The 22,697-nt window shown below is 65.8% G+C and carries 21 protein-coding genes; 14 read left to right on the top strand and 7 right to left on the bottom strand.

Annotated features, from left to right (window positions below):
• Nucleotides 1–65: 65 nt before the first annotated feature.
• From J2Y55_RS09600 to J2Y55_RS09635, 8 genes are all read left to right on the top strand, one after another.
• Nucleotides 66–713: an RraA family protein gene (locus J2Y55_RS09600; RefSeq protein WP_310151324.1), complete on the top strand. Its 648-nt coding sequence runs from the start codon at nucleotides 66–68 to the stop codon at nucleotides 711–713.
• Nucleotides 713–1,063 (top strand): UxaA family hydrolase, encoded by a 351-nt coding sequence (locus J2Y55_RS09605; RefSeq protein ID WP_310151327.1) that lies wholly within the window; start codon nucleotides 713–715, stop codon nucleotides 1,061–1,063. Before J2Y55_RS09600 ends, J2Y55_RS09605 begins: the two co-directional genes overlap by 1 nt.
• Nucleotides 1,060–2,259, top strand: a complete 1,200-nt coding sequence (locus J2Y55_RS09610; protein ID WP_310151330.1) for a UxaA family hydrolase — start codon at nucleotides 1,060–1,062, stop codon at nucleotides 2,257–2,259. Before J2Y55_RS09605 ends, J2Y55_RS09610 begins: the two co-directional genes overlap by 4 nt.
• Before the next feature lie 352 nt (nucleotides 2,260–2,611).
• A complete protein-coding gene (locus tag J2Y55_RS09615; RefSeq protein ID WP_310151333.1) occupies nucleotides 2,612–3,586 on the top strand; it encodes a DUF2336 domain-containing protein in 975 nt (324 codons plus the stop codon).
• Between the two features lie 95 nt (nucleotides 3,587–3,681).
• Nucleotides 3,682–4,056 carry a hypothetical protein gene (locus J2Y55_RS09620; RefSeq protein WP_310151336.1) on the top strand — a complete coding sequence of 125 codons (375 nt, stop codon included), beginning with the start codon at nucleotides 3,682–3,684 and terminating at the stop codon, nucleotides 4,054–4,056.
• Between the two features lie 35 nt (nucleotides 4,057–4,091).
• Nucleotides 4,092–5,444 (top strand): PepSY-associated TM helix domain-containing protein, encoded by a 1,353-nt coding sequence (locus J2Y55_RS09625; RefSeq protein WP_310151339.1) that lies wholly within the window; start codon nucleotides 4,092–4,094, stop codon nucleotides 5,442–5,444.
• Between the two features lie 165 nt (nucleotides 5,445–5,609).
• The gene (locus tag J2Y55_RS09630; RefSeq protein ID WP_310151342.1) at nucleotides 5,610–6,635 is read left to right on the top strand and encodes a DUF2336 domain-containing protein; all 1,026 of its coding nucleotides are present in this window, start codon (nucleotides 5,610–5,612) and stop codon (nucleotides 6,633–6,635) included.
• Nucleotides 6,636–6,727: 92 nt separating this feature from the next.
• Nucleotides 6,728–7,333, top strand: coding sequence for an outer membrane protein (locus J2Y55_RS09635; protein WP_310151345.1), 606 nt, complete (start codon nucleotides 6,728–6,730; stop codon nucleotides 7,331–7,333).
• Between the two features lie 268 nt (nucleotides 7,334–7,601).
• On the opposite strand, the gene parC is transcribed toward J2Y55_RS09635, so the two are convergent.
• From parC to J2Y55_RS09650, 3 genes are all read right to left on the bottom strand, one after another.
• Nucleotides 7,602–9,848 (bottom strand): DNA topoisomerase IV subunit A, encoded by a 2,247-nt coding sequence (gene parC / locus J2Y55_RS09640; RefSeq protein ID WP_310151348.1) that lies wholly within the window; start codon nucleotides 9,846–9,848, stop codon nucleotides 7,602–7,604.
• 237 nt (nucleotides 9,849–10,085) lie between these two features.
• Nucleotides 10,086–10,814, bottom strand: coding sequence for a DNA repair protein RecO (recO, locus tag J2Y55_RS09645; RefSeq protein ID WP_310151351.1), 729 nt, complete (start codon nucleotides 10,812–10,814; stop codon nucleotides 10,086–10,088).
• A gap of 8 nt (nucleotides 10,815–10,822) precedes the next feature.
• Nucleotides 10,823–10,963, bottom strand: a complete 141-nt coding sequence (locus J2Y55_RS09650; protein ID WP_310151355.1) for a hypothetical protein — start codon at nucleotides 10,961–10,963, stop codon at nucleotides 10,823–10,825.
• A gap of 115 nt (nucleotides 10,964–11,078) precedes the next feature.
• Here J2Y55_RS09650 and J2Y55_RS09655 point away from each other — a divergent pair, with 115 nt between their 5' ends.
• Nucleotides 11,079–11,837: an SDR family oxidoreductase gene (locus tag J2Y55_RS09655; RefSeq protein ID WP_310151358.1), complete on the top strand. Its 759-nt coding sequence runs from the start codon at nucleotides 11,079–11,081 to the stop codon at nucleotides 11,835–11,837.
• 228 nt (nucleotides 11,838–12,065) lie between these two features.
• On the opposite strand, the gene J2Y55_RS09660 is transcribed toward J2Y55_RS09655, so the two are convergent.
• From J2Y55_RS09660 to J2Y55_RS09670, 3 genes are all read right to left on the bottom strand, one after another.
• Nucleotides 12,066–14,291, bottom strand: coding sequence for a RelA/SpoT family protein (locus tag J2Y55_RS09660; RefSeq protein WP_310152018.1), 2,226 nt, complete (start codon nucleotides 14,289–14,291; stop codon nucleotides 12,066–12,068).
• Between the two features lie 154 nt (nucleotides 14,292–14,445).
• On the bottom strand, nucleotides 14,446–14,838 hold the full coding sequence (rpoZ, locus tag J2Y55_RS09665) for a DNA-directed RNA polymerase subunit omega (protein WP_310151361.1): 393 nt from the start codon (nucleotides 14,836–14,838) through the stop codon (nucleotides 14,446–14,448).
• Between the two features lie 113 nt (nucleotides 14,839–14,951).
• Complete coding sequence (locus J2Y55_RS09670) at nucleotides 14,952–16,667, bottom strand: ATP-binding protein (RefSeq protein WP_310151365.1); 1,716 nt, start codon at nucleotides 16,665–16,667, stop codon at nucleotides 14,952–14,954.
• A 230-nt stretch (nucleotides 16,668–16,897) separates the two neighbouring features.
• Between J2Y55_RS09670 and J2Y55_RS09675 the strand changes: the two genes are divergently transcribed.
• The 4 genes from J2Y55_RS09675 (at nucleotide 16,898) to J2Y55_RS09690 (ending at nucleotide 20,551) form a co-directional block, all read left to right on the top strand.
• Nucleotides 16,898–17,650, top strand: a complete 753-nt coding sequence (locus J2Y55_RS09675; protein WP_310151368.1) for a pyridoxine 5'-phosphate synthase — start codon at nucleotides 16,898–16,900, stop codon at nucleotides 17,648–17,650.
• 63 nt (nucleotides 17,651–17,713) lie between these two features.
• Complete coding sequence (locus tag J2Y55_RS09680) at nucleotides 17,714–19,003, top strand: 3-phosphoshikimate 1-carboxyvinyltransferase (protein WP_310151371.1); 1,290 nt, start codon at nucleotides 17,714–17,716, stop codon at nucleotides 19,001–19,003.
• Between the two features lie 59 nt (nucleotides 19,004–19,062).
• Nucleotides 19,063–19,476 carry a holo-ACP synthase gene (gene acpS, locus J2Y55_RS09685; RefSeq protein WP_310151373.1) on the top strand — a complete coding sequence of 138 codons (414 nt, stop codon included), beginning with the start codon at nucleotides 19,063–19,065 and terminating at the stop codon, nucleotides 19,474–19,476.
• Between the two features lie 10 nt (nucleotides 19,477–19,486).
• The gene (locus J2Y55_RS09690; protein WP_310151376.1) at nucleotides 19,487–20,551 is read left to right on the top strand and encodes a DUF2332 domain-containing protein; all 1,065 of its coding nucleotides are present in this window, start codon (nucleotides 19,487–19,489) and stop codon (nucleotides 20,549–20,551) included.
• A gap of 128 nt (nucleotides 20,552–20,679) precedes the next feature.
• On the opposite strand, the gene aqpZ is transcribed toward J2Y55_RS09690, so the two are convergent.
• The gene (aqpZ, locus tag J2Y55_RS09695) at nucleotides 20,680–21,372 is read right to left on the bottom strand and encodes an aquaporin Z (RefSeq protein WP_310151379.1); all 693 of its coding nucleotides are present in this window, start codon (nucleotides 21,370–21,372) and stop codon (nucleotides 20,680–20,682) included.
• 186 nt (nucleotides 21,373–21,558) lie between these two features.
• Between aqpZ and J2Y55_RS09700 the strand changes: the two genes are divergently transcribed.
• Complete coding sequence (locus J2Y55_RS09700) at nucleotides 21,559–22,692, top strand: mechanosensitive ion channel family protein (RefSeq protein ID WP_310151383.1); 1,134 nt, start codon at nucleotides 21,559–21,561, stop codon at nucleotides 22,690–22,692.
• The last annotated feature ends 5 nt before the right edge of the window (nucleotides 22,693–22,697 follow it).

Consider the following 22,697-nt stretch of genomic DNA (forward strand, 5'->3'; position numbering starts at 1 on the left):
GCACTCTGACGCCAACCGGTCCGGGCGACGCCTTCGTCGCATGCAGAGACCAGCGTGGAGGAATTATGAGCGAAGACCTGACCCAGCGGCTCGAGCGCTGCTACACCGGCATCATCCATGACGTGATGCGCGCCATGGGGCTGACCGATTTCACTCTGCCGCCGGAACTGCGCCCGCTCCTGCCGGGAACCAAGCTGGCTGGGCCCGCCTTCACCGTCGAAGGCAAGACCGGCGCGTTCGATGCGCATGAGACCCTGCTCGGCTGGACCGGCCTGCTTTCGGCCGCCAGGCCCGGCCATGTCTGGGTCTGCCAGCCCAACACCGAGGAAGTCGCGCTGATGGGCGAGCTCTCGGCCGAGACGCTGAAGAACAAGGGCGTGCGCGGCTGCGTCATCGACGGCCTCTCGCGTGACACCGAATTCATGATCGAGATGGGCTTCCAGGCCTATTTCAAGGCCTATACGCCGCGCGACATCGTCGGATTCTGGCTGCCCAAGACGATCGACGAGCCGATCAAGATCGGCGCCGTCTGGATCCGGCCGGGCGACTACATCCTCGGCGACCGCGACGGCGTGGTGCGGATTCCCATCGAGGTGATCGAGGAGGTACTGGACAAGTCCGAAGCCGCGATCTCGACCGAGAACAAGGTCCGCACCGCGATCCTGGCCGGCACCGATCCGCAAGCGGCCTATCTGCAGTTCGGCAAATTCTGATGAGCACGCAAGTTCCAGCGAGCACGCATGATCCACGCCTGATCCTGCTCGATCCACGCGACAACGTCTTCGTCGCGCGGATGCGGCTGCCTGCTGGCGAGGCGGTCGAGACCGGCGCCGGCAAGGCAGCCCTCGACCGCGACATCCCCCTCGCCCACAAGATCGCGCGGCGGGCGATCGCGCCTGGCGAGAAAATCCTGAAATATGGCGCGCCGATCGGCGTCGCGACGGTCGCGATCGCGGCGGGTTGCCATGTCCATGTCCAGAACATCAAGAGCGACTACACGCCGACCTACCATCTGGAAGACGAGCGCAAGGACGACGAACACAAGACGGGGATGAACGCATGACCGAGCTTGCCGGCTATTTGCGCTCAGACGGGCGCAAGGGCATCCGCAACACCGTCGCGGTCGCCTATCTCGTCGAATGCGCCCACCATGTCGCCCGTGAGATCGCCCTGCCCTGGCGCGAGAACGACGTCCACGTCATCGGCTTTCCCGGCTGCTATCCCAATGCCTATGCTGAAAAGATGATGGAGCGGCTCTGCACCCACCCCAATGTCGGCGCGGTGCTGATGGTCTCGCTCGGCTGCGAGAGCTTCAACAAATATGCGCTGGAGCGCGTGGTCGCGGCTTCGGGCCGACCGGTGAAGACGATCATCATCCAGGGCACCGGCGGCACCCGCGCCTCGATCAAGGAGGGGCGCGCCTGGGTCGAGACGCAGCGCGCCGTCCTCGACCGGCAGGACACCGTGCCGATGGCGGTCTCCGAGCTCATTATCGGCACGGTCTGCGGCGGCTCCGACGGCACCTCCGGCATCACCGGAAACCCGGCGGCGGGACGTGCCTTCGATCAGCTCATCACCGAGGGCGCTGCCTGCATTTTTGAAGAGACCGGCGAATTGATCGGCTGCGAGCACATCATGGCGGCGCGCGCGATCACGCCCGAGCTCGGCCGGATCCTGGAGCAGTCCGTCGCCAAGGCGGCGCGCTATTACGCCACGCTGGGCTATGGCTCCTTCGCCGCCGGCAATGCCGAGGGTGGGCTCTCGACCATCGAGGAGAAATCGATGGGCGCCTACGCCAAATCAGGGGCATCAGCCATTTCCGGCCTGCTCAAGCCCGGCGACATCCCACCGCGCGGGGGCTTGTATCTGCTCGATGTCGTGCCCGATGGCGAGGTGCGTTTCGGCTTCCCCAACATCAACGACAATGCCGAGATCGCGGAGCTGATCGCCTGCGGCGCGCATTGCGTGCTGTTCGTGACGGGGCGCGGCTCGGTCGTGGGCTCGGCGATTTCGCCCGTCGTGAAAATCTGCGCCAATCCCGAGACCTATCGGCGCATGCAAGACGACATGGATGTCGATGCCGGCCGCATTCTCGAGGGGCGCGCCGGGCTCGATCAGGTCGGCACGGAAATCCGCGACCTCGTGGTCTCATTGGGCCAGGGCGCGCGGACCAAATCCGAGGAACTCGGGCATCAGGAATTCATCCTGACCTATAAGAGTTTCGAGCCATTGGGCCCGTCTTGCCTGCCGGCCGGCTGACAGCGCATATCCCTCGCCGCCGGAGCAATGTCCCATCCAGCTGGATCGGACATTGCTCCGGCCTTTTATTTTAACGCGTTTTCTTCACGCGAACCGGCGACCACTTCGCTCGAAAACGCTCTGGCGCCGCGGCGACAGGTTTTGTTCACGCCAATATGGGGCAATTGTTGCGCGGCGGGCGCCTTGAGCCACAATGAGGCAAGCTTCGCGCAAGCTTGGCATGCTCTGGTAACGGCTTGGGGGCGTCATGCTGGACTCCTTGTACAAACTTGCTAGCGAGACCTCGGCGGAATCACGCCGTCGCCTGCTTCACTTGGTCACGAAGCTGTTTTTCTACGATCCTGACCCGACGGTGACGTCGAAGTACCATTATGGCGAGATCGCACTCTCCTCGCTGGGGCACATCGACAGGCGCGCACGCCAGACCTATGCGGACGAGGTCGCGGCGGAACCGAACCTGCCGCGCAGCGTCGCCAATGCCCTGGCCGGCGACCCCGAAAGCGATGTCGCGCGCCTCGTCCTGCGGCTTTCACCAGTCCTGACCGATCGCGACCTCGCAGCCATCGCCCTGAACCAGTCGCAGGACCACCTTACGGCGATAGCAGAACGCGCGCGCCTGTCCGAAAAGGTGACCGATATCCTGGTAAAGCGCGGCGACAACGGCGTGCTGAAGACGGTCGGCGGCAATGAAGGCGCGCAATTCTCCGACAACGGCTTCGACCAGCTGCTGGAGCGCGGCCGCGAGGAGCCGGAGATCAACCGGACGGTCGCGGTCCGCTCGGACCTTACGCAGGAGCGCGCCGAGCGCGTGATGCGCATTCTCGCGGAGCTCGGCAGTGAAGACGGCGGCAATGCCGATGCGAAGGACGAGGCTGGCGCCATCGCCCAGCAGGCTCGCCAGCAGCGGCTCGAAGTGACCGGCCTCCTGACGGATCTGGCGGCGAAGACGCGCCTGCTGGACGACGTGCTGCTCATGCTCGCAGAGGAAGACCGCGCCTATCATCTCGCCCAGGTCATCGCTCGGGAGGCGGAGATCGCGGTCGAGCATGCGCTTAGAACCCTGTTGCGCCGGGACACCAACGGCATTGCCCTGGCCTGCCGCGCACTGGATGTCGGCTATCCCGCCTTTGCGGCGATCCTGGCACTGCGCGCGAGGCGATTGATGTTCGCCAATAAGCGCATCGAGGATGACCTGCGTCACTACGCCCAAATCGACTCGGCCGCGGCCGAGCGCGGCATGCGCTTCACCCGCATGAAGGCCAAGCTCTCGGGCGACGGGACGAGCAAGACGATCGAAATTCAAACCGATGCCCCGCGTCGACCGTAAGGTTCGTTCAAGCGCCTGTCTCGCTGAACAGGCGATTGCCCGGATTGGCGATTGACCAAAGGGATGACGCGCCTTAGCCGGTGGCTATGGGCGCGATGATCGACAGGATCAGGCTGGGACGCAGCGCGGTTGCGCTGGTCCTGGCCTATGCGCTCATCGTGCAAGGCGTGCTCTATGCGATCGGGGCGGGTCTTGCCGCCTCGCCCGCCACCACGCTGACGCATGTTCTCTGCACGCCCGGCTCGACGGTCACGCAAGAAATTCCGGGCAACCCGGCTCCGACACCCGATTGCTGCGTCATGGGTTGCGCCTCGATCGCGGGCGCACTGCCTGCGCCCGATGCCATCGCCCTGCCCGCACGCATCAACCGCTTCGCTGCGGCGGAAACGGCAGAGCGCCGCCCGAGCACGCCATTGCGCGCAGCGCTCCTCTACCCCCTGGGCGCACGCGCCCCACCCATCCTGAGCTGAACCCGCCCGTTCTTCTCCAGCTCAGGATCCATTCCATGACCACCGTTTCCACGGCGGAGGCCGCGCCCACGCGCGCCGCCGACCGCGCCGCATCCTTTTATCGCGCCGTCTGGCGCTGGCATTTCTATGCCGGGCTGATGACGCTCCCCTTCCTCATCCTGCTCGCGGTGACCGGGGGGCTCTACCTGTTCCACCAGGATCTCGACAGGCTGATCCATCGCGATCTGAAGCAGGTCGAGCGGCGCGTGGACGCGCCGCGCAAACCGAGTGAGATCGTCGCCAGCGCGCTCGCAGCGGCCCCAGGGCGAGCGGTGAAATATGTCCCTCCTGAAACCGACCGCGCCTCAGCCGAAGTGACGATCCGCGATGCCACGGGTACGCGACAGGTCGCCTATGTCGACCCATACGACGCCCGCGTGCTCGGCATGCTCAGTGACCGGGGGACGGTGATGTGGGTGGTGCGGCAGCTGCACAGCCTGGCCTATTTCGGGCCGGTCGCGAATGGCGTGATCGAGATCGTCGGCGGCTGGTCGATCCTGCTGGTCGCGACCGGCATCTATCTGTGGTGGCCGCGCAAAGGTGGCGGCGGCGTGGTCACGGTGCGGGGACAGCCGCGCCAGCGCGTATTCTGGCGCGATCTCCACGCCGTCACCGGCATCTTCGCCGGGGTCTTCATCGTTTTCCTCGCAATCTCGGGCATGCCCTGGTCGGTGTTCTGGGGCGCCAAAGTCAATGAATGGGCCAATGGCAACAATTTCGGCTACCCGGCCGGCGTGCGCGTCGCGGTGCCGATGTCGGAGGATCACCTGCATCAGCATGGCCCGACCGCCTGGTCGCTCGAACAGGCGAAGATGCCGGAATCGAACGCAAATCCCGGGCAGGCGATCGGGCTCGACGCTGCCATTGCGCGCTTCGATGCGCTTCACCTCGCACCCGGATATGCCGTGAACCTGCCCGCCGGCCCCAAGGGCGTCTATACCGGCTCGGTCTACCCCAACGACCTGTCGCGCCAGCGCGTGGTCCATCTCGACCAGTATAGCGGCGAGCCGTTGATCGATATGGGCTATGCCGATTACGGCCCCCTCGGCAAGGCATTGGAATGGGGCATCAATGTCCATATGGGCCAGGAATTCGGGCTGGCGAACCAGCTCCTCATGCTCGCGGCTTGCGTCGCGATCATCCTGCTCGCGGTTTCGGCCGGCGTGATGTGGTGGAAGCGCCGTCCTGCGGGGCGCCTCGGCGTGCCGCCACTGCCAGCTCGGCCGGGAACGCTCTACGGCGTCTTCGCCATCCTGGCGGTCGGCGGCGCGATCTTCCCGCTCGTGGGCGCATCGCTGATCGCGATGCTGCTCCTCGACCGCCTGCTGTCGAGAAGAATAGCAACCTAAAGTTGTGTTATCGCTCTTCTCGCGCTATTCTCGCGAGAAGAGCTCGGCGGCACACGGAAAACTTATCGATCTCACGGCAATACTCGCGAAACGCGCGGTCAGCTTAAGAGTAAAGCAAGTGCTGGTGCGGCATTTTGCGAAATCGTCAATCGTCCCGAGGATCCGATGCTGCGTTTCCTGACCCAGATGCCGGCCGACATGTCGTCGGATTCGCGTCGGCAGCTGCTGAACGCCGTCACGGACCTGTTCCTGCTCGACGACGAGCCGACCGAGGTCGCCAAGGAGCATTACGGCCAGATCGCGCTGCACACGCTGCCCCGCCTCGAAAGCGACGGCCGCAAGCACTATGCCGAGCAGGTTGCGGAGATGGAGAGCCTGCCGCGCGAGGTCGCGACCTCGCTGGCGGGCGACCCCGACAGCGAGGTCGCCCGCCTCGTGCTGAAGCTCTCGCCGGTGCTGACCGACGCCGATCTCGCTGCCATCGCCGTCAGCCAGTCGCAGCGCCACCTCGCCGCCATCGCCGAGCGCAGCCGGCTGTCGGAGAGCGTGACCGAGATTCTGGTCGAACGCGGCGATCGGGTGGTGCTCGAGACCGTCAGCAGCAATGAGGGCGCCGACCTCTCCGACAAGGGCTTCGAACGCCTGATCGAACGGAGCGCCGGCGACGCGGGAATTGGCCTCGCCCTCTCGACGCGCTCCAATCTGAGCCCGAACCGGGCCAGCCGCGTGATGCGCATCGTCGAGGAGCTCAGCGATGAGAACGGGCTCTGGTCCAAGCCCAATGACGAGGCCGTGACGCTCGCGCGGCAAGCACGCCAGCATCGGCTGGAAGTGAAATTGCTGCTGGTCGATCTCGCCGCCGACAAACGCACGCTCGACGATGTCGTCATCATGCTCGCCGAAGAGGACCGCGCCTATCATCTGGCGCAGGTCTTTGCGCAGGTTGGCGACATCAGCATCGAGCAAGCCCTGCGAATCCTGATGCAGCGCGACGTCAGCGGCATCGCAGTGCTGTGCCGCGCCCTGAATCTCGGCGCACCCGCTTTCGAGGCGATCCTGACTCTGCGCGCGCTGCGCCTGATCTTCGCCAGGAAGGCCGCCGAGGACGATCTGAAGAGCTATATGAAGCTCGATTCGGCGACGGCAGAGCGCACGCTGCGCTTCCTCAAGCTCAGGCTGAAACTGGCCTGAACCGCGGCCGGCAGGTGACCCGCCACAAAACCGCGACAATCGCCGCCCTTTCTGCTAGATGTTGCACGGTTGGTCGCGAGGATGCCTTCGACGTGAGATGTTCGCTTCTCTCCGGCGCGTTATGCGCGCTCGCCTTGAGCGCGGCGAGCGCCCAGGCGCAGGTCTTCCTGCCCTTCAGCACGTTCGACTCCCTGCCCTCCTTCGCCTGGTCGGAGCCGACGCTCGCGCCCGGCGGCGTGAAGTGGGAGGGCAATTACGCTCGCATCTCCAGCGGTTTCCAGGTGACGAGCTCGAAGCGGCTGGGCACCTCGGCCGGCCCGACCTTCGGGCTCGAGGCAGGGACGATGCGTCGCGAAGGCAACTTCGTCTACGGCATCGTCGGCGCGCTGCAATACATGCCCGCGATCGGCGGCTATGGCACGCCGAGCTTCGGCAATGTCGCCTATACCCGCGACTTCGCCGGCGCCTTCCAGATCAAGGCTGGCGTGCTCGCGACCCCCGACGTCCTGCTCTACACCAAGGTCGGCATGTCGGCGGCCAATGAGACGCTGCGCTTCGGAGGCTCGCCCTGGTCGGCCCCGTTCTCGCGCTCGGATATCGCGGTCAGGCCCGAGGCCTATGTCGGTGCCGAATGGGCGGTGACGAATAATCTGACGCTGGGACTCGAAGTCGGCGTCGTCGGGCAGGCGATTCGCTGAGGGCGTTGCCGATCTGATTCAAGCCGCTTGTAATTTGAATCAGCGTTCGGCTTCAACATTTTGATAAATTAGGGCTTTCCTGAAGGTTCGCGCAGGCGCGACGCTCTCTTCCCTTCTCCCCTGGCGGGAGAAGGTGGCAGCGCGAAGCGCTGACGGATGAGGGGGCGCCGTGCCTTATCCGGTTTGGCTTATACGCGCCAGAGATTGAGCTCACGACGCCCCCTCATCCGGCGCTACGCGCCACCTTCTCCCGCCAGGGGAGAAGGATTTACCCCCCGAACTTGTTGTTCTTGGCGAAGCCCTTTGGCGGCAGGCGGCCGGATTCACCGCGGTGGCCGAGCCATTCCATCAGCTCGCCCTGCGCCACCGTCCAGGTCCGGCCCGAAGTGTCGCGCCAGGTCAAGCCGTCCGCCAGCTTGAAGACCTTGGCGTCGGAGACACCGCCATCCTTGTAGCGCTGCAGGCGCACGCCCTTGCCGCGTGCCATCTCGGCCACTTCCGAAAGCGGGAAGCAGTTGAGCTTGCGGTTCTCGCCGATGATCGCGACATGGTCGCCCTCCGCCGGCACGGCGAGCAGGGCAAGCACCGGCGCCTCGACATTCAGCACCTGCCGACCCTTGCGGGTGTTGGCCACGACATCGTCGGTCGAGGCGACGAAGCCGCGCCCATCCGTCGTCACCATCAGGAGCTTCAGCCCCGGCCGATATGGGAAGGCCGAGACGATCTCGGCGGTCTCCTCGAGCTCGATCATCAGGCGGATCGGATCGCCAAAGCCGCGCCCGCCTGGAAGCTTGGAGGCCTCCAGCGTGAAGACCTTGCCGTTCGAGGCCAGCACCAGCAGCTTGGCCGTCGTCTCCGTGAAGAAGGCCGTCTTCAGCCCGTCATCGCCCTTGAAGGTCAGCGTCGACTGATCCTGGACATGGCCCTTCAGCGCCCGGATCCAGCCCTTCTTCGAGATCACCACCGTCACCGGCTCGCGTTCGACCATGGCCTGGGTCAGGTCGACATCGGTCGTGTCGGGCATATCGGCGAAGGAGGTGCGGCGCTTTCCGATTGCGGTCTCGGGGCCGAAGAGCTTCTTCACCTCGCGGATGTCGTGCTGGATGAGCTTCCACTGGATCGGCTCCGATCCCAGCAGCTCCTCGATCTGGCTCTTCTCCTTGGTCAATTCGTCGAGCTCGGTCTTGAGCTGCATCTCCTCCAGCTTGCGCAACGAACGCAGCCGGGTGTCGAGAATCGCGTTGGCCTGGAGCTCGGACAGCTCGAAGAAACGCATCAACTCGACCTTGGGCTCATCCTCCTCGCGGATGATCTTGATGACGCGATCGAGGTCGAGATAGACGATCAAGAGGCCGCGCAGGATCTCCAGCCGCTTGTCGATCTGGCCGAGCCGGAAGCGCGAGCGGCGCAGCAGCACTTCGCGGCGATGGTCGAGCCAGGCACGCAGAGCCTCGTTGAGGCCGAGCACGCGCGGCACCAGACCGCCGGTCAGCACGTTCATGTTCATCGAGATGCGCGCCTCGAGCTCCGAGAGCCGGAAGAGCGATTCCATCATCAGATTGGGATCGACATTGCGGGCACGCGGTTCGATGACGACGCGGATGTCCTCGGCCGACTCGTCGCGCAGGTCGGCGACCAGAGGCAGCTTCTTGTCGTTGAGCAGCTCGGCGATCTTCTCGATCAACCGGCCCTTCTGGACCATATAGGGAATCTCGGTGACGACGACCTGCCAGGCGCCACGCTCCAGATCCTCCTTGACCCAGCGCGCCCGGGTGCGGAAGGCCCCGCGCCCGGTGCGGTAGGTCTCGGCCATCGAGGCCCGGGTCTCGACGATGATGCCGCCAGTGGGAAAATCCGGCCCCTGCACGAAGGTCATCAGCTGTTCGGAAGAGGTTTCCGGGTGCTGGATCAGATAGAGCGCGGCGTCGCAGAGTTCGGCGGCGTTGTGCGGCGGGATCGAGGTCGCCATGCCGACCGCGATGCCTTGCGAGCCATTGGCGAGCAGGTTCGGGAAGGCGGCCGGGAGTACGATGGGCTCCTCGTCCTCGCCGTTGTAAGTCTCGCGGAAGTCGACCGCGTCCTCCTCGATACCGTCGAGCAGAAGGCGCGCGACCTCGGTCATGCGCGCTTCGGTGTAGCGATAGGCGGCGGCGTTATCGCCGTCGATATTGCCGAAATTGCCCTGCCCATCGACGAGCGGATAACGCTGGGCGAAATCCTGGGCGAGACGCACCAGTGCGTCATAGACCGACTGGTCGCCATGCGGATGGAACTTACCGATGACGTCGCCGACGATACGGGCGCATTTCTTGTGGACCTGGCCGGGGTCGAGCCTGAGCAGCCGCATGGCGTGCAGGATGCGACGATGCACCGGCTTCAGGCCGTCGCGGGCATCGGGCAGGGCGCGATGCATGATGGTGGAGAGCGCATAGGCGAGATAGCGCTCTTCCAGCGCGGTCTTCAGATCGATGCGCTCGGATTCATCCTCCGGCGGCGGCTCGACAGGCTTGCCCATGGGAATACCTTACCAACTCTCAGTGCAGTCCATTCCACAGCCCTCATCCTGAGGAGCCGCGCAAGCGGCGTCTCGCAGGATGTTCCAGAAGGCGCGGGCTGGAGCACCCTTCGAGACGCACTCCTGCGGAGCGCTCCTCAGGATGAGGGCTGAGGGAGACGGCGCGAATCACTTCGCACAACGATGCAGGTTGCGTACAGGCTTCGCCAAGCGCACAGGCCCACAAACGCGGAAAAATCAGTGGATTTTCGTCGCGAGCTCGACCAGTCGCGCCCGCTCGGCCGGCTCGGCCAGCCCGCGCGGCTCGTAGAGATGGCGGCGCAGGAAGAAGCCGGTCAGCGCGAAGCCCGCCGCGATGTCGGTCGCAGTCGGCGCGCGAGCGCCCTGCCCTTCCCAGAGAAAGGCCGGAAGCGCGAGCAGGCGGTCGCGATAGGGCTCGGCCGCCCGGCTGCTGACCGCCTTGCCGGATTTCGGCGAGACATGGCTGAGGTCCTCCATCGCCCCCGTCACGGCGCAGCGCGTGAGATCGAGACCGAAGCCGAGCTCCGATAGCATGGCGAGCTCGAAGCGCACCACCAGCGCCGGCGCCAGGCGCGGTTCGTCGAGATGCTGGATCAGGACGGCGAGCCCTTCATGCAGCGCGGGGTGAGGATCGCGCTCCGGCAGCAGGCGCAGCAGCGCCGCGATCGTCGCCAGCCCATAGAGCGCGACCGGCGCCTCGATCAAGCGCGCCGCATGCGATTTCAGCAATTCGACCTTGTACTCGCCGAGATGTTCATCGAGCCGCGCCCGCCAGGTCAACGAGACGGCGTTGCCGGGCTGGAGCGAAGCCTGGACCTTCGACGAGCGGCCGCCGCGCACGAGGCCGAGATGGCGACCATGCGCGAGCGTCATCACCTCCAGGATCACGGAGTTTTCGCCATGCTGACGCTGCCCGATGATCGTGCCTTCGTCGGTCCATTCCATCGGCGCAGTTAGAGCAGGATGCGCAAGAGTTTCCAGCATTTCCGTACGCGGCCCTGGCCATGACAGGAGCCGGCGCCTTGCGCCTCGGGTTCGACGCCATCGTCGCGACGCATGCCCGGCCAATTGCCCAGCATCGGCGCCTCAGGCATTGCGGATACTCTAACTCTTTAGATGAGAGACCGATTCAGATTTCAGCTGGGATCACTTGGTGATCCCAGCTGAAATCATCCGGCTCTTGCCCCGTCACAAGCCTGAGGACCGGCCATGGATCTCGATCTCGCTTCACGAACCGCTCTCGTCACCGGGGCAAGCTCGGGCATCGGCGCCGGCATCGCCCGCGTGCTCGCGGGGGAAGGCGCCCATGTCACTGTCACGGCACGGCGCGGCGAGCTTCTGGAGAAGCTCGTGCAAGAGATCACGGCTGCCGGCGGGCGGCCTCCGGTGATCGTGCTCGGCGACATCACGGATGCTGGCGATGTCGCCCGCATCGCCAGCGAGGCGACGGCGGCGCTGGGCCGGATCGACATCCTGGTCAACAGCGCCGGGGGCTCCAGGCCGATCGCGACAGATGCTGCCGACGCCGCCTGGGACGAGGCCTTCGCCCTCAACTTCACCGCTGCACGGCGATTGAGCGAAGCCGTGCTGCCAGCGATGCGGGCCCGGCGCTGGGGCCGGATCGTCAACATCAGCGGCTCGATGGAGCCGCGCGGCCTGAACGCGGCGAGCGCAGCCAAGGCCGCGCTGCATCTCTGGGCGAAGGGACTGTCCTGCGATGTCGCCGCCGAGGGCGTCACCATCAACACGATCCCGCCCGGCCGGATCAACAGCGAGCAGATTCTCACCAGGCTGCACCCCACGGAGGAAGGCCGCCAGGCCTTCATCGCCCGCAACATCCCGGCCGGCTATTTCGGCGAGCCCGAGGATATCGGGCATCTCGTGGCCTTCCTGGCCTCGCCACAGGCGCGCTACATCACCGGCGCCGTCATCCCCGTCGATGGCGGCATGCACTTCTTCGCGCATTGAGCGAGCATCCCGCTCTGCACCGGCAAGGCTAAGAACGAGGCTCCGTCATCCGGGGCGACCGCAGGTCGTCATTGCGAGGATCAAAGCGACGAAGCAATCCAGGGGCGGCAGAATCGACGTCCCCTGGCTCGACGTCCCCCTGGATTGCTTCGCGGAGCCTGTACTCGGGCTTGCCGAAGGCAAGACCCGGGTGCTCGCAACGACGGTCCGGCCTGTGTGGAAAACGCTCTACCCCACCACGCGCTCGACCCGGCTGATCACCCGCTTCTCGCGCAATTCGCTGATGATGGCGCTGAGATGCTTCAGGTCCCAGACCGTCAGATCGATCGTCACATCGGTGAAGTCCGGATTCGGGCGCACCATCGCGACCGCGTCGATATTGCCGTCATGCTCGGCGATCGTCGTGGTGATCTGGGCGAGCGAGCCGGGCTCGTTGATCGAGTTCAGCTTGATGCGGGCCGGAAAGCGCTGCGGTGCCTTGTCGTCGAGATCCCAGCGCACATCGAGCCAACGTTCGGGCTCGTTGTCGAAGGCGGCGAGCGCGGTCGACTGGATCGGGTAGATCGTCACCCCCTCGCCCGGTGTCAGGATGCCGACGATGCGGTCTCCCGGCACGGCGCCGCCATCGGGCGCGAAACGCACCGGCAGATCGCCGCCGAGCCCGCGGATCGGGATGGCGGTGCTGTCGGCGTCGGGCGCCTCGCCCGGCAGCTTGAATTTGAGGTTGTCGCCCTTGCGCAGCTCGAACCAGCCCTTGCCGTTGCCTGTGGTCGCGCCGGCCGACTTCGTCTCGGGCGCGCCGCGCTTTTCGAGCTCGAGATCGGGATAGACCGCCTTGACCACATCGCCGGAATACATCTCGCCGCGCCCGACAGCCGCCAGCACGTCATCGACCGCGGTGCGGGCAAGCCGCTTCAGCGAGGCTTTCAGCTTGTCGTCGGAGAACGGCCGCTCGGCGCGGGTGAAGGCACGCTCCAGGATCTGGCGGCCAAGCCCGGCATATTGCCGGCGCACGGCCGCGCGCGTGGCGCGGCGGATGGCGGCGCGGGCCTTACCGGTGACGACGAGCGATTCCCAGGCAGCCGGCGGCGCCTGCCCCTCGGCGCGGGTGATCTCGACCTCGTCGCCATTCTGCAATTCGGTCAGGAGCGGGGCGATGCGGCCATTGATCTTGGCGCCGACCGCGCTGTTGCCCACGTCAGTGTGGACGGCATAGGCGAAATCGATCGGCGTCGCGCCGCGCGGCAAAGCGATCAGGCGGCCCTTGGGCGTGAAGCAGAAGACCTGGTCGTGGAAGAGCTCGAGCTTGGTGTGCTCCAGAAACTCCTCGGGGCTGTCGCCCTCGGCCAGCAGATCGACCGTGCGCCGGAGCCATTGATAGGCCCGGCTCTCATCGGCGAACTGGGTCAATTCGGTGGTGCGGCCGTCCTTGTAATGCGCATGCGCGGCGATGCCGAATTCAGCGATGCGATCCATCGTGTCGGTGCGGATCTGCAGTTCGACACGGCTATGGCCCGGCCCGACCACGGTGGTGTGGATCGAGCGGTAGTCGTTCTGCTTGGGCGTCGAGATGTAGTCCTTGTAGCGGCCCGGCACCATCGGCCAGGTCATGTGCACGATGCCGAGCACGCGGTAGCAATCCTCCGGCGAATCCACGATCACGCGAAAGCCGAAGATGTCGGAGAGCTGCTCGAAGGAGACGGATTTGCGCTCCATCTTCTTCCAAATCGAATAGGGCCGCTTGCGCCGCCCCGAGACCTGCGCCTGGATGCCGCGCGCGGCGAGCTTCTCCTTCAGATCCTTCTCGATGATGCCGATGACCTTGCCCTCGCGCTCGGTCACCTCCTCGAGCCGCTTGGTGACGGTGGCGTGCGCCTCGGGCTTGATGTGGCGGAAAGCCAGCTCCTCCAGTTCCTCACGCAGCTCCTGCATGCCCATGCGCCCGGCGAGCGGCGCGTAGATCTCGGCGGTTTCCTCGGCGATGCGCAGGCGCTTCTCGGGCGCGACGAAATGCAAGGTGCGCATGTTGTGGAGCCGGTCGGCGAGCTTGACCAGCAGCACGCGGACATCGTCGACGATGGCGAGCAGGAGCTTGCGGAAATTCTCGCCCTGCGCCGCCTTCTTGGAGACGAGGTCGAGTTTCTTGATCTTGGTCAGCCCGTCCACCAGCCGGCGGATATCGGGGCCGAACATGCTCTCGATCTCTTCGAGCGTGGCGGCGGTGTCCTCGACCGTGTCGTGCAGGACGGCCGCGACGATCGTCGCATCGTCGAGCTTGAGATCGGTCAGGAGGGCTGCGACTTCGAGCGGGTGGGCGAAGAACGGGTCACCCGAGGCACGCTTCTGCGTGCCATGCGCCCGCATGGCGTAGACATAGGCCCGGTTGAGCAGGTCTTCGTCGGTATTGGGGTTGTAGCTCCTGACCCGGTCAACGAGCTCGTATTGCCGCATCATGCCCATGCGGGCCCTCTGTCTTGCCTGCTTCTCATTCGATCAATCAATATCGGCGCGGGCGGTGAAGGCGGCAAGGCGGATTCCTGTGTGGCGGGCATGAAAAAGCCCGGCAAGGCCGGGCTTTAGCAAACGCAATGAAGATTTTGCGTGACGATCAGTCCTCGTCGTCGGCGCTCTCGGTCGGCGGCACGAGCCCGTCGAGGCCGCGCAGCAGGTCGTCCTCGCTCATGCGGTCGAACTGGATCTCGGAATCGGGCGTCGAGGCGTTCGGCACCGAAGTCGTCAGCAGCGGCACGGTCTCGGCCTCCGGCTCGTCGACCTCGACATGCTTCTGCAGCGAGTGGATCAGGTCTTCCTTCAGATCCTCGGGCTTCAGCTTCTCGTCAGCAATCTCGCGCAGCGCGACGACGGGGTTCTTGTCGTTGTCGCGGGGAACCAGGATCGACGATCCGGACTGGATCATCCGCGCGCGGTGGCTGGCGAGCAGCACCAGCTCGAAGCGGTTGTCGACCTTGTCGATGCAGTCTTCAACGGTTACGCGAGCCATGGCGCGGCTCCTTCTGATCTTAGCGATGCAGGGGAAGATGATGTGGCCCGGCCATACAGCCAATGCGCACCGATTGCAAGATTTTGCTGGTGCCCACTCGTCCGGCTTTCGCCTCAGCTGCCGCGCATCCGCCTGACCATCTCGTCTAGGCTGGGCTCGCGGGCATCCGCGCCGAGCGCATGCCCGCCCGCCATCGTCGGCAATTCATGCCTGTCGAGCTGGGAGAAGCGCAGCCGCATCGTCGTGGCGACGCCTTCGCCGAAGGCGATCGCCTCGCGGTTGCCGATCGAGGACAGGAAGTTGATCGTGCTCGCCGAAGCGTCTGAGATCGCCGAGCGGATGATCTGCTGGTCGCGCTCGTTCGACAGGCGCATCGCGAAGATCGTCGAGCATTGCGATAGGATCGTCGGATCGAGTTCGCCGGGCCGCTGCGTCACGACGCCGAGATAGCAGCCATATTTGCGGCCTTCCTTGGCGATGCGGGCGATGGCCTGCCGTGTCGGCGTGAAGCCGAGTGTCGGGTCGGACGGTACGTAACGATGCGCCTCCTCGCACAGGACGAGGACTTCATAGGCGCCGTGGCTTGCCACCGCGAGGTCGAAGGCCAGGCGCGACAGCACCGAGGCGACAGCATTGACGACCTCCGAAGGCAGGCCGGCAAGCTGGAAGGCCGTGATCGGCCGCCCGTAATGCGGCACCCGGAAGATCTGGCTGACGATCGGCGCCATGGTCTCGATCATGTTGGCGCGGGCGAACATGAATCGGTAGCGCGGATCCCTGTGGAGAGCCTCGAGGCGCACCCGCAGCGAGCGCAGCGATGCCCGCGGCCAGCGCAGTTCATGCAGGCCGATCAGTTCGTCGATGACCGCGAAGGCATCCTTCATCCGGTAGGGGGTCGGCGCGTCGAGCGCGTTGCTCGTCGCCTCCCCCGGGTCGCGCGCGCCGCCCATATCGAGCGGGCGCTTGAGCAGAGAGGTGCCGAGATCGCGCGCGATATCCAGCGCCGAGGGTGCACGGTAGCGTTCGCGCGCCGTGGCGATGACCTCGCGCAGGATGTCGCCTTCCTCATCGAGCTGCGGGCGGCCGCGGAAGACGACATCGCCGAGCTCTTCCAGCCTGAACATCCAGAACGGCAGATCGAGCCCCTCGCTGTCGATCGTCAGCGCCTTGTCGGGAAAGGCATGGGCGTATTCGTTGTGCGGGTCGAGGATCAGCACGCGCAGGCGCGGACGGGCGGCCACCGCCTTGCGCAGCAGCAGGGAGACCGCGCTCGATTTGCCGACGCCGGTCGTGCCGAGGACGGCGAAATGGCGCGACAGCATGTCCTCGATGCAAACAGTCGCGGGGATGCTCGGATCCTGCGTCAGATGGCCGATCGACACGCCCGAGCGCGCACCGAGATCATGGACCAGGGCGAGATCGCCCGCGCGGATGCGATGGGCGATGGCGCCGATCGGCGGATAGCTGCTGATGCCGCTCTGAAAGCGCGGTGCCTCGCCATCGATGTCCGAGACTTCGCCCAGGAGCTCGACCTGGACGTGAATGGCGTTGTCGGAGGTCTCGTCCCAGACCGTCTTGACCGCCGACATCTCGTAGACAAGCCCGACGGTGCGGGTATGCCCCAGGCTGATCGAGATCATCTTGCCGATCGTCCAGGAATCGGGCCCGACCGCGCTCTCTCCGGAAACCATGCTCGCGATCGTCGCGCGCGAGCCGTCGCAGGAGACGACGCGGCCCAACGCGCGATCGGGCGGCTGGTTGGCGTCGCGCCGGTCGGCCGCGGCATCGGTTCCGAATTGTACGGTCTTTACTGCAAGCTGCACGCTCACGGCTGCCTTTTCGCTGGTCTGATCAAACTCGGACCGTAATCCCGGCCCTTTACGATTGCCTTTAACGGGCGATAGTGCGCGAGCTGCGCTTGCGGATGCGGTTACCAAATCGCCAACAAGAGCAGCGGCATCGGACTCATCAGCGAAACTGGCCGCGCCGATCACATTCCTTGCCTTGAGCCCCGGGCCCCTCGCGTCTATGCACGCGCGGTAGGTAGCGAGGGACGGCGATGACGACGAACCGACTGCGGCTGGGCGTGAACATCGATCACGTCGCGACGGTGCGCAATGCCCGCGGCGGCGCCCTGCCCGATCCAGTGCGCGCCGCGCATCTCGCCATCGCCGCCGGAGCCGACGGGATCACTGCGCATCTGCGCGAGGATCGCCGCCATATCCGCGACGCCGACATCGAACGGCTGATGGCCGAGCTGACCAAACCGTTGAATTTCGAGATGGCGGCGACCGACGAGATGGTCGCGCTGGCCGAACGCCTCAAGCCGCATGCGGCCTGCCTCGTGCCGGAGAAGCGCGAGGAGCGCACCACCGAGGGCGGACTCGACGTTGTCGGCCAGCGCACCGCGCTGACCCCGCAGATCGCTCGCCTCAAGGCGGCGGGCTGCCGCGTCTCGCTCTTCATCGAGGCCGATGAGGCGCCGATCGCGATGGCCGCCGAGCTCGGCGCGCCGGTCGTCGAGCTGCATACCGGCAGCTGGTGCCATGCCGTCCAGGATGGCGAGGCGGCCAAGGCAGAAGCCGAGTTCCAGCGCCTCGCCAAGGGGGCGGCTCTTGCCGCGACGCTCGGGCTCGAAGTCCATGCCGGGCATGGGCTCGACTACGAGACTGCCCGCATTCTTGCCGGCGTGCCGGGCTTCGTCGAATTCAACATCGGCCATTTCCTCATCGGCGAAGCGATCTTCATCGGCTTCGAACAGGCGATCGCGCGGATGCTGCAGGCGATGGACCAGGGACGCGCCAGGGTCTGAGCAAGACGACGCCCCGACAGAGAGCGCCCAGAACATCGTTCGGGGCTTGAGAAAGCGAAAACGATGACCGATCGGGACCGGCACAGCCTCACGATCATTCCGCCGACCCATCCCTTGCGCGGCCGCGTCGCCCCGCCTGGTTCGAAGTCGATCACCAATCGCGCCTTGCTGCTGGCTTCCCTGGCGAAGGGAACCAGCCATCTCACGGGCGCGCTCAAGAGCGACGATACGCGCTACATGGCCGAAGCCTTGCGCGCCATGGGAGTGACGATCGCGGAGCCCGACGAGACGAGCTTCACCGTGACCGGAGACGGCCGGTTGCGCGAGCCTGCCGCGCCGCTCTTCCTTGGCAATGCCGGCACGGCGACACGTTTTCTGGCAGCGGCCGCGGCCCTGGTCCACGGGCGGGTCGTAATCGACGGCGACGAGCATATGCGCAAGCGGCCGATCAAGCCGCTCCTGACCGCGCTGCGCTCGCTGGGCATCGACGCGACCTCCGAGACCGGCTGTCCGCCCGTCACGATTCGCGGCACCGGCGGTTTCGAGGCTGGTCGCGTCGAGATCGATGGCGGCCTTTCCAGCCAGTATGTGTCCGCGCTCCTGATGATGGCCGCCTGCGGCTCGGGTCCCGTCGATATCGTGCTTGCCGGCGACGACATCGGCGCACGCGGCTATATCGAGCTGACGCTTGCGGCGATGGAAGCATTCGGCGCGCAGATCGACCGCCCCAGCGCCTCCAGCTGGCGGGTCGCGCCGACCGGCTACCGCGCGGCGGATTTTGCGATCGAGCCCGATGCCTCGGCGGCAACCTATCTCTGGGCAGCCGAAGCGCTGACCAATGGTGCGATCGACCTCGGAATGACAGCGGCAGCCTTCACGCAGCCCGATGCCCGGGCTTACGACGTCATTGCGAGCTTCCCTCGCCTTCCCGCGATCATCGACGGATCGCAGATGCAGGATGCCGTGCCGACGCTGGCGGTGCTCGCCGCTTTCAACGAGACGCCGGTACGCTTCACCGGCATCGGCAATCTTCGCGTCAAGGAATGCGATCGGGTGGCTGCGCTCGCTGCCGGCCTGTCCCGGATCTCGCCCGGCCTCGGCCGCGAGGATGGTGACGACCTGCTCGTGGCGTCCGATCCGACACTGGCCGGGCGGACCTTGCCGGCATCGATCGACACTTATGCCGATCACCGCATCGCGATGAGCTTTGCCCTGGCCGGATTGAAGCTGCACGGCATCACCATTCTGGATGCGGGCTGCGTCGCCAAGACCTATCCCGGCTATTGGCAGGCTCTCGCTTCGCTCGGCGTGGCCTTTGACGGCCAGGCCACTGACGACAGCCAAGCCCACTGATCTGCGCCTACCCTGAAAACCGCTTTCCACTTGCCGGCGTCTTGCTCTAAATCCGGGAGATGATCCTCGGCATCGGCTCCGACCTCTGCGACATCACTCGCATCGAGAAATCGCTTTCGCGGTTCGGCGAACGCTTCACCCATCGCGTCTTCACCGAGGGCGAGCGCCTGAAATCGGATCGGCGGGCGACGCGGGCGGCCTCCTATGCGCGCCGCTTCGCCGCGAAGGAAGCCTGTTCCAAGGCTCTGGGAACCGGGATGCGGGCCGGCGTGTTCTGGCGCGACATGGAGGTCGTCAACCTGCCCGGCGGGCGGCCGACACTGCGCCTGACCGGTGGCGCGGCCGAGCGCCTCCTGGAAATGACCCCGCCGGGCCATGAGGCGGTCATCCATGTCTCCCTGACCGACGACCCGCCAATGGCCCAGGCCTTCGTAGTGATCGAGGCCCGTCCGAAGGCCGCGAACTCCGCCTGAAAGGACGCCGATGCAGCCGTCTTCGCCAATGGACGCGACGGAAGCGGACGCCAGGCGCAATTTCCACGATCAGGCCGGATACTGCCGAGAACTCGGCTCGCCCTTCACAGCCGCGCTCTGCGATCTGCTGGGCAGCCGCCTCGACCATTCCAGCCGTTTTGGCCGGCGCGTGCTGGGCTGGCCGGGCAATGCGCGGGCCGATGCGCTGGCATTGCGGGCAGCCGGCGCCTTCAACGCACTGGCACGGAGCGGGCAGGTCCCGGCCTTGCAGGAGGTCTATCCGCCCAAGCAGGGCGATCGCGAAGTGCTCTGGCACGCCTTGGCGCGGACGATCGCCAGCCATGACGCCTTCCTGCACGATTATCTCGACAGCGCTCCGCAGACCAACGAAGTCCGGCGCAGCTCTGCCCTGCTCGGCGGCGGGCTGATCATCGTGCGCGAATTCGGCCTTCCGCTGAGCCTGCTCGAGATCGGCGCGAGCGCGGGGCTCAATCTCGGCTTCGAGCACTATCGCTACGAGCTGGGAACAGCCGCTTACGGCCAAGCGGGCTCCGGTGTCGTGATCCGCAGCGAATGGCGCGGCTCCGTGCCCGAGCTTGCGACGCCGCTCGCGGTTGCGGCCCGGCGCGCCTGCGACCTCAACCCGCTCGACGCGGCCTCGGACCGCGACCGGCAGCGGGTGCTGTCATATATCTGGCCGGACCAGAGCGCGCGGGTGGAGACGACCGAAGCGGCCTTCAATTTCGCCGCCAGGATGCCATGGCGGGTCGAACAGGCGGATGCGGCGGCCTGGGTCGAGGCGCGTCTCGCGGAGCCCGCTGCGGCGGGCCTGACGCGCGTGCTGATGCACAGCATCATGTGGCAATACATGCCGGAGACGACAAAAGAGCGCATCACGGTTGCAATGCAGAAGGCTGGCGAAGCCGCCAGCCTGGAACGCCCCCTCGCCTGGCTCCGTATGGAGGCCGATGGCGGGAAGGAGGGCGCCGCCGTGACGCTGACCACCTGGCCTGATGGCACGGAGCGCGAGATCGCCCGGGCCGACTTCCACGGCCGCTGGGTGGCGTGGTCCTGAAGCAGAGCATTGCGCGAAAAAGTGGGTACCGGTTTTCGGAACAAGCCGATGCAGAATCAAAACCCTACAGCATCAGACCGATCAGATACTCGGTGTGATGCTGTAGGGACGTCAGGACCAGCCGTTCCTCACGCCTCGTCGTTCAGCCAGCGATACAGGATGCCGCCAAAGGCGCCGCCGAGGATCGGCGCGACCCAGAACAGCCAAAGCTGGGACAAGGCCCATCCGCCAACGAACAAGGCCGGCCCCGTGCTGCGCGCCGGGTTCACCGAGGTGTTGGTCACCGGGATGCTGACCAGATGGATCAGCGTCAGCGCCAGGCCGATCGCCAGCGGCGCGAAGCCGGCGGGAGCCTGCTTGCTGGTCGCGCCGAAGATCACGAAGAGGAAGACCGCCGTCAGCACGAATTCGGCCACCAGAGCCGCGACCAGGCTGTATTTGCCAGGCGAGTGGTCGGCATAGCCGTTGGAGGCGAAGCCCTTCGAGACATCGAAGCCCGGCGCGCCGCTGGCAATCACGTAGAGCAGCGCCGCCGCCGCGATGCCGCCGACCACCTGAGCGATGACGTAGGGCGGGATCTGGCTTGCGGGGAAGCGCCCTCCGGCCGCGAGCCCGACCGTGACAGCGGGGTTGAAATGGCCGCCGGAGATATGGCCCACGGCATAGGCCATGGTGACGACCGTGAGGCCGAAGGCCAGCGAGACGCCGAGCAGCCCGATTCCGACCTGTGGAAATCCGGCGGCGATGACGGCGCTGCCGCAGCCTGCGAATGTCAGCCAAAAAGTGCCGATCGCCTCAGCGACATACTTCTTCGTATTCATGGCATTTCCCCCAAGAATCAATGCCAAGCATGCTGCATCCTAGGGTTGGTGCGGTCAATCGACGCAGTTACGCCCCAGCCCCGCGTCAAAAGCGGAGTTTGAACTTCCCGAACCGTGCTGCGTTGCAGCAGGGATGGACCAGCGATTTGCCGCTTCGCAGGGGGGCGAATGGACCAAGCCGCGAGAATGAACCAAGCCGCGATTTGGCTCAGCAATAGCTGGCTCGGCATGCCGCTTTCGCTTCTGCCGCCCTGGCTGATCAGCCTCGGGGCCTTCACCCTTGCGGTGGCGCTTGCCCTGCTGGCGCATAGGACTGCCTTCGCCATCCTGACGCGGCTCGTCAGCGGGATGGACCTGTTCTGGCGCTCCCTGGTCTCGCGCACGCACGGGCCGACACGTTTCGCCGTGATCACGGTCGCGCTCGGCTTTGCCGCGAGCGTCTCCCCGCTGAGCGAGGGTCAGGCGGTCCTGATCCGCCAGATCCTGCTGGTCTGCTTCGTGGCGCTGGTGGGCTGGATCGCCAAGACCGCGCTGCATGTCTGGACGACGGTCTATCTGCGCCGCTTCAAGCTCGATGCCGACGACAATCTCCTGGCGCGCAAGCATGTGACGCAGACCCGCATCCTCCAGCGTGTCGGCGACATCACGATCGTCATCGTGGCGCTGTCGGCCGCTTTGATGACCTTCGACGGCGTCAGGCAATACGGGGTCAGCCTGCTCGCCTCGGCGGGCGCGGCCGGCATCGTCGTCGGCCTGGCGCTCCAACCCGTTTTGAAGAACATCTTCGCCGGCATTCAGCTAGCCGTGACGCAGCCGATCCGCATCGACGATGCGCTGCTGGTCGAGGGCGAATGGGGCAATGTCGAGGAGATCACCTCGACCTATGTCGTCATGCGGCTCTGGGACTGGCGCCGGATGATCCTGCCGCTGAGCTATTTCATCGAGAAGCCGTTCCAGAACTGGACGCGCGACAATGCCGCGCTGATCGGCACCGTGATGCTCTATCTCGACTACGAGACGCCCATCGACGTGCTGCGCGCCAAGGTCGAGGAGATCGCCAACGGCTCGAAGCTGTGGGACCGGCGCGTGGTCAATGTACAGGTGACTGACTTCCGGCAATCGACGATGGAGGTCCGCATCCTGGTCAGCGCCGGCACCTCGCCACGCGCCTTCGATCTGCGCTGCGAGGTGCGCGAGAAGCTGATCGCCTTCCTGCAGCGCGAGCATCCCCGCTCGCTGCCACGCCTGCGCGCCGAAGCCAGCTCGATCGAACAGCCTGGTCCCGCAAACGCAGGACTTGCGCGGCACGCCGCCGAATAGCCGTT

This window comes from Allobosea sp. BE125 (assembly GCF_031456075.1).
Lineage (GTDB): Bacteria > Pseudomonadota > Alphaproteobacteria > Rhizobiales > Beijerinckiaceae > Allobosea.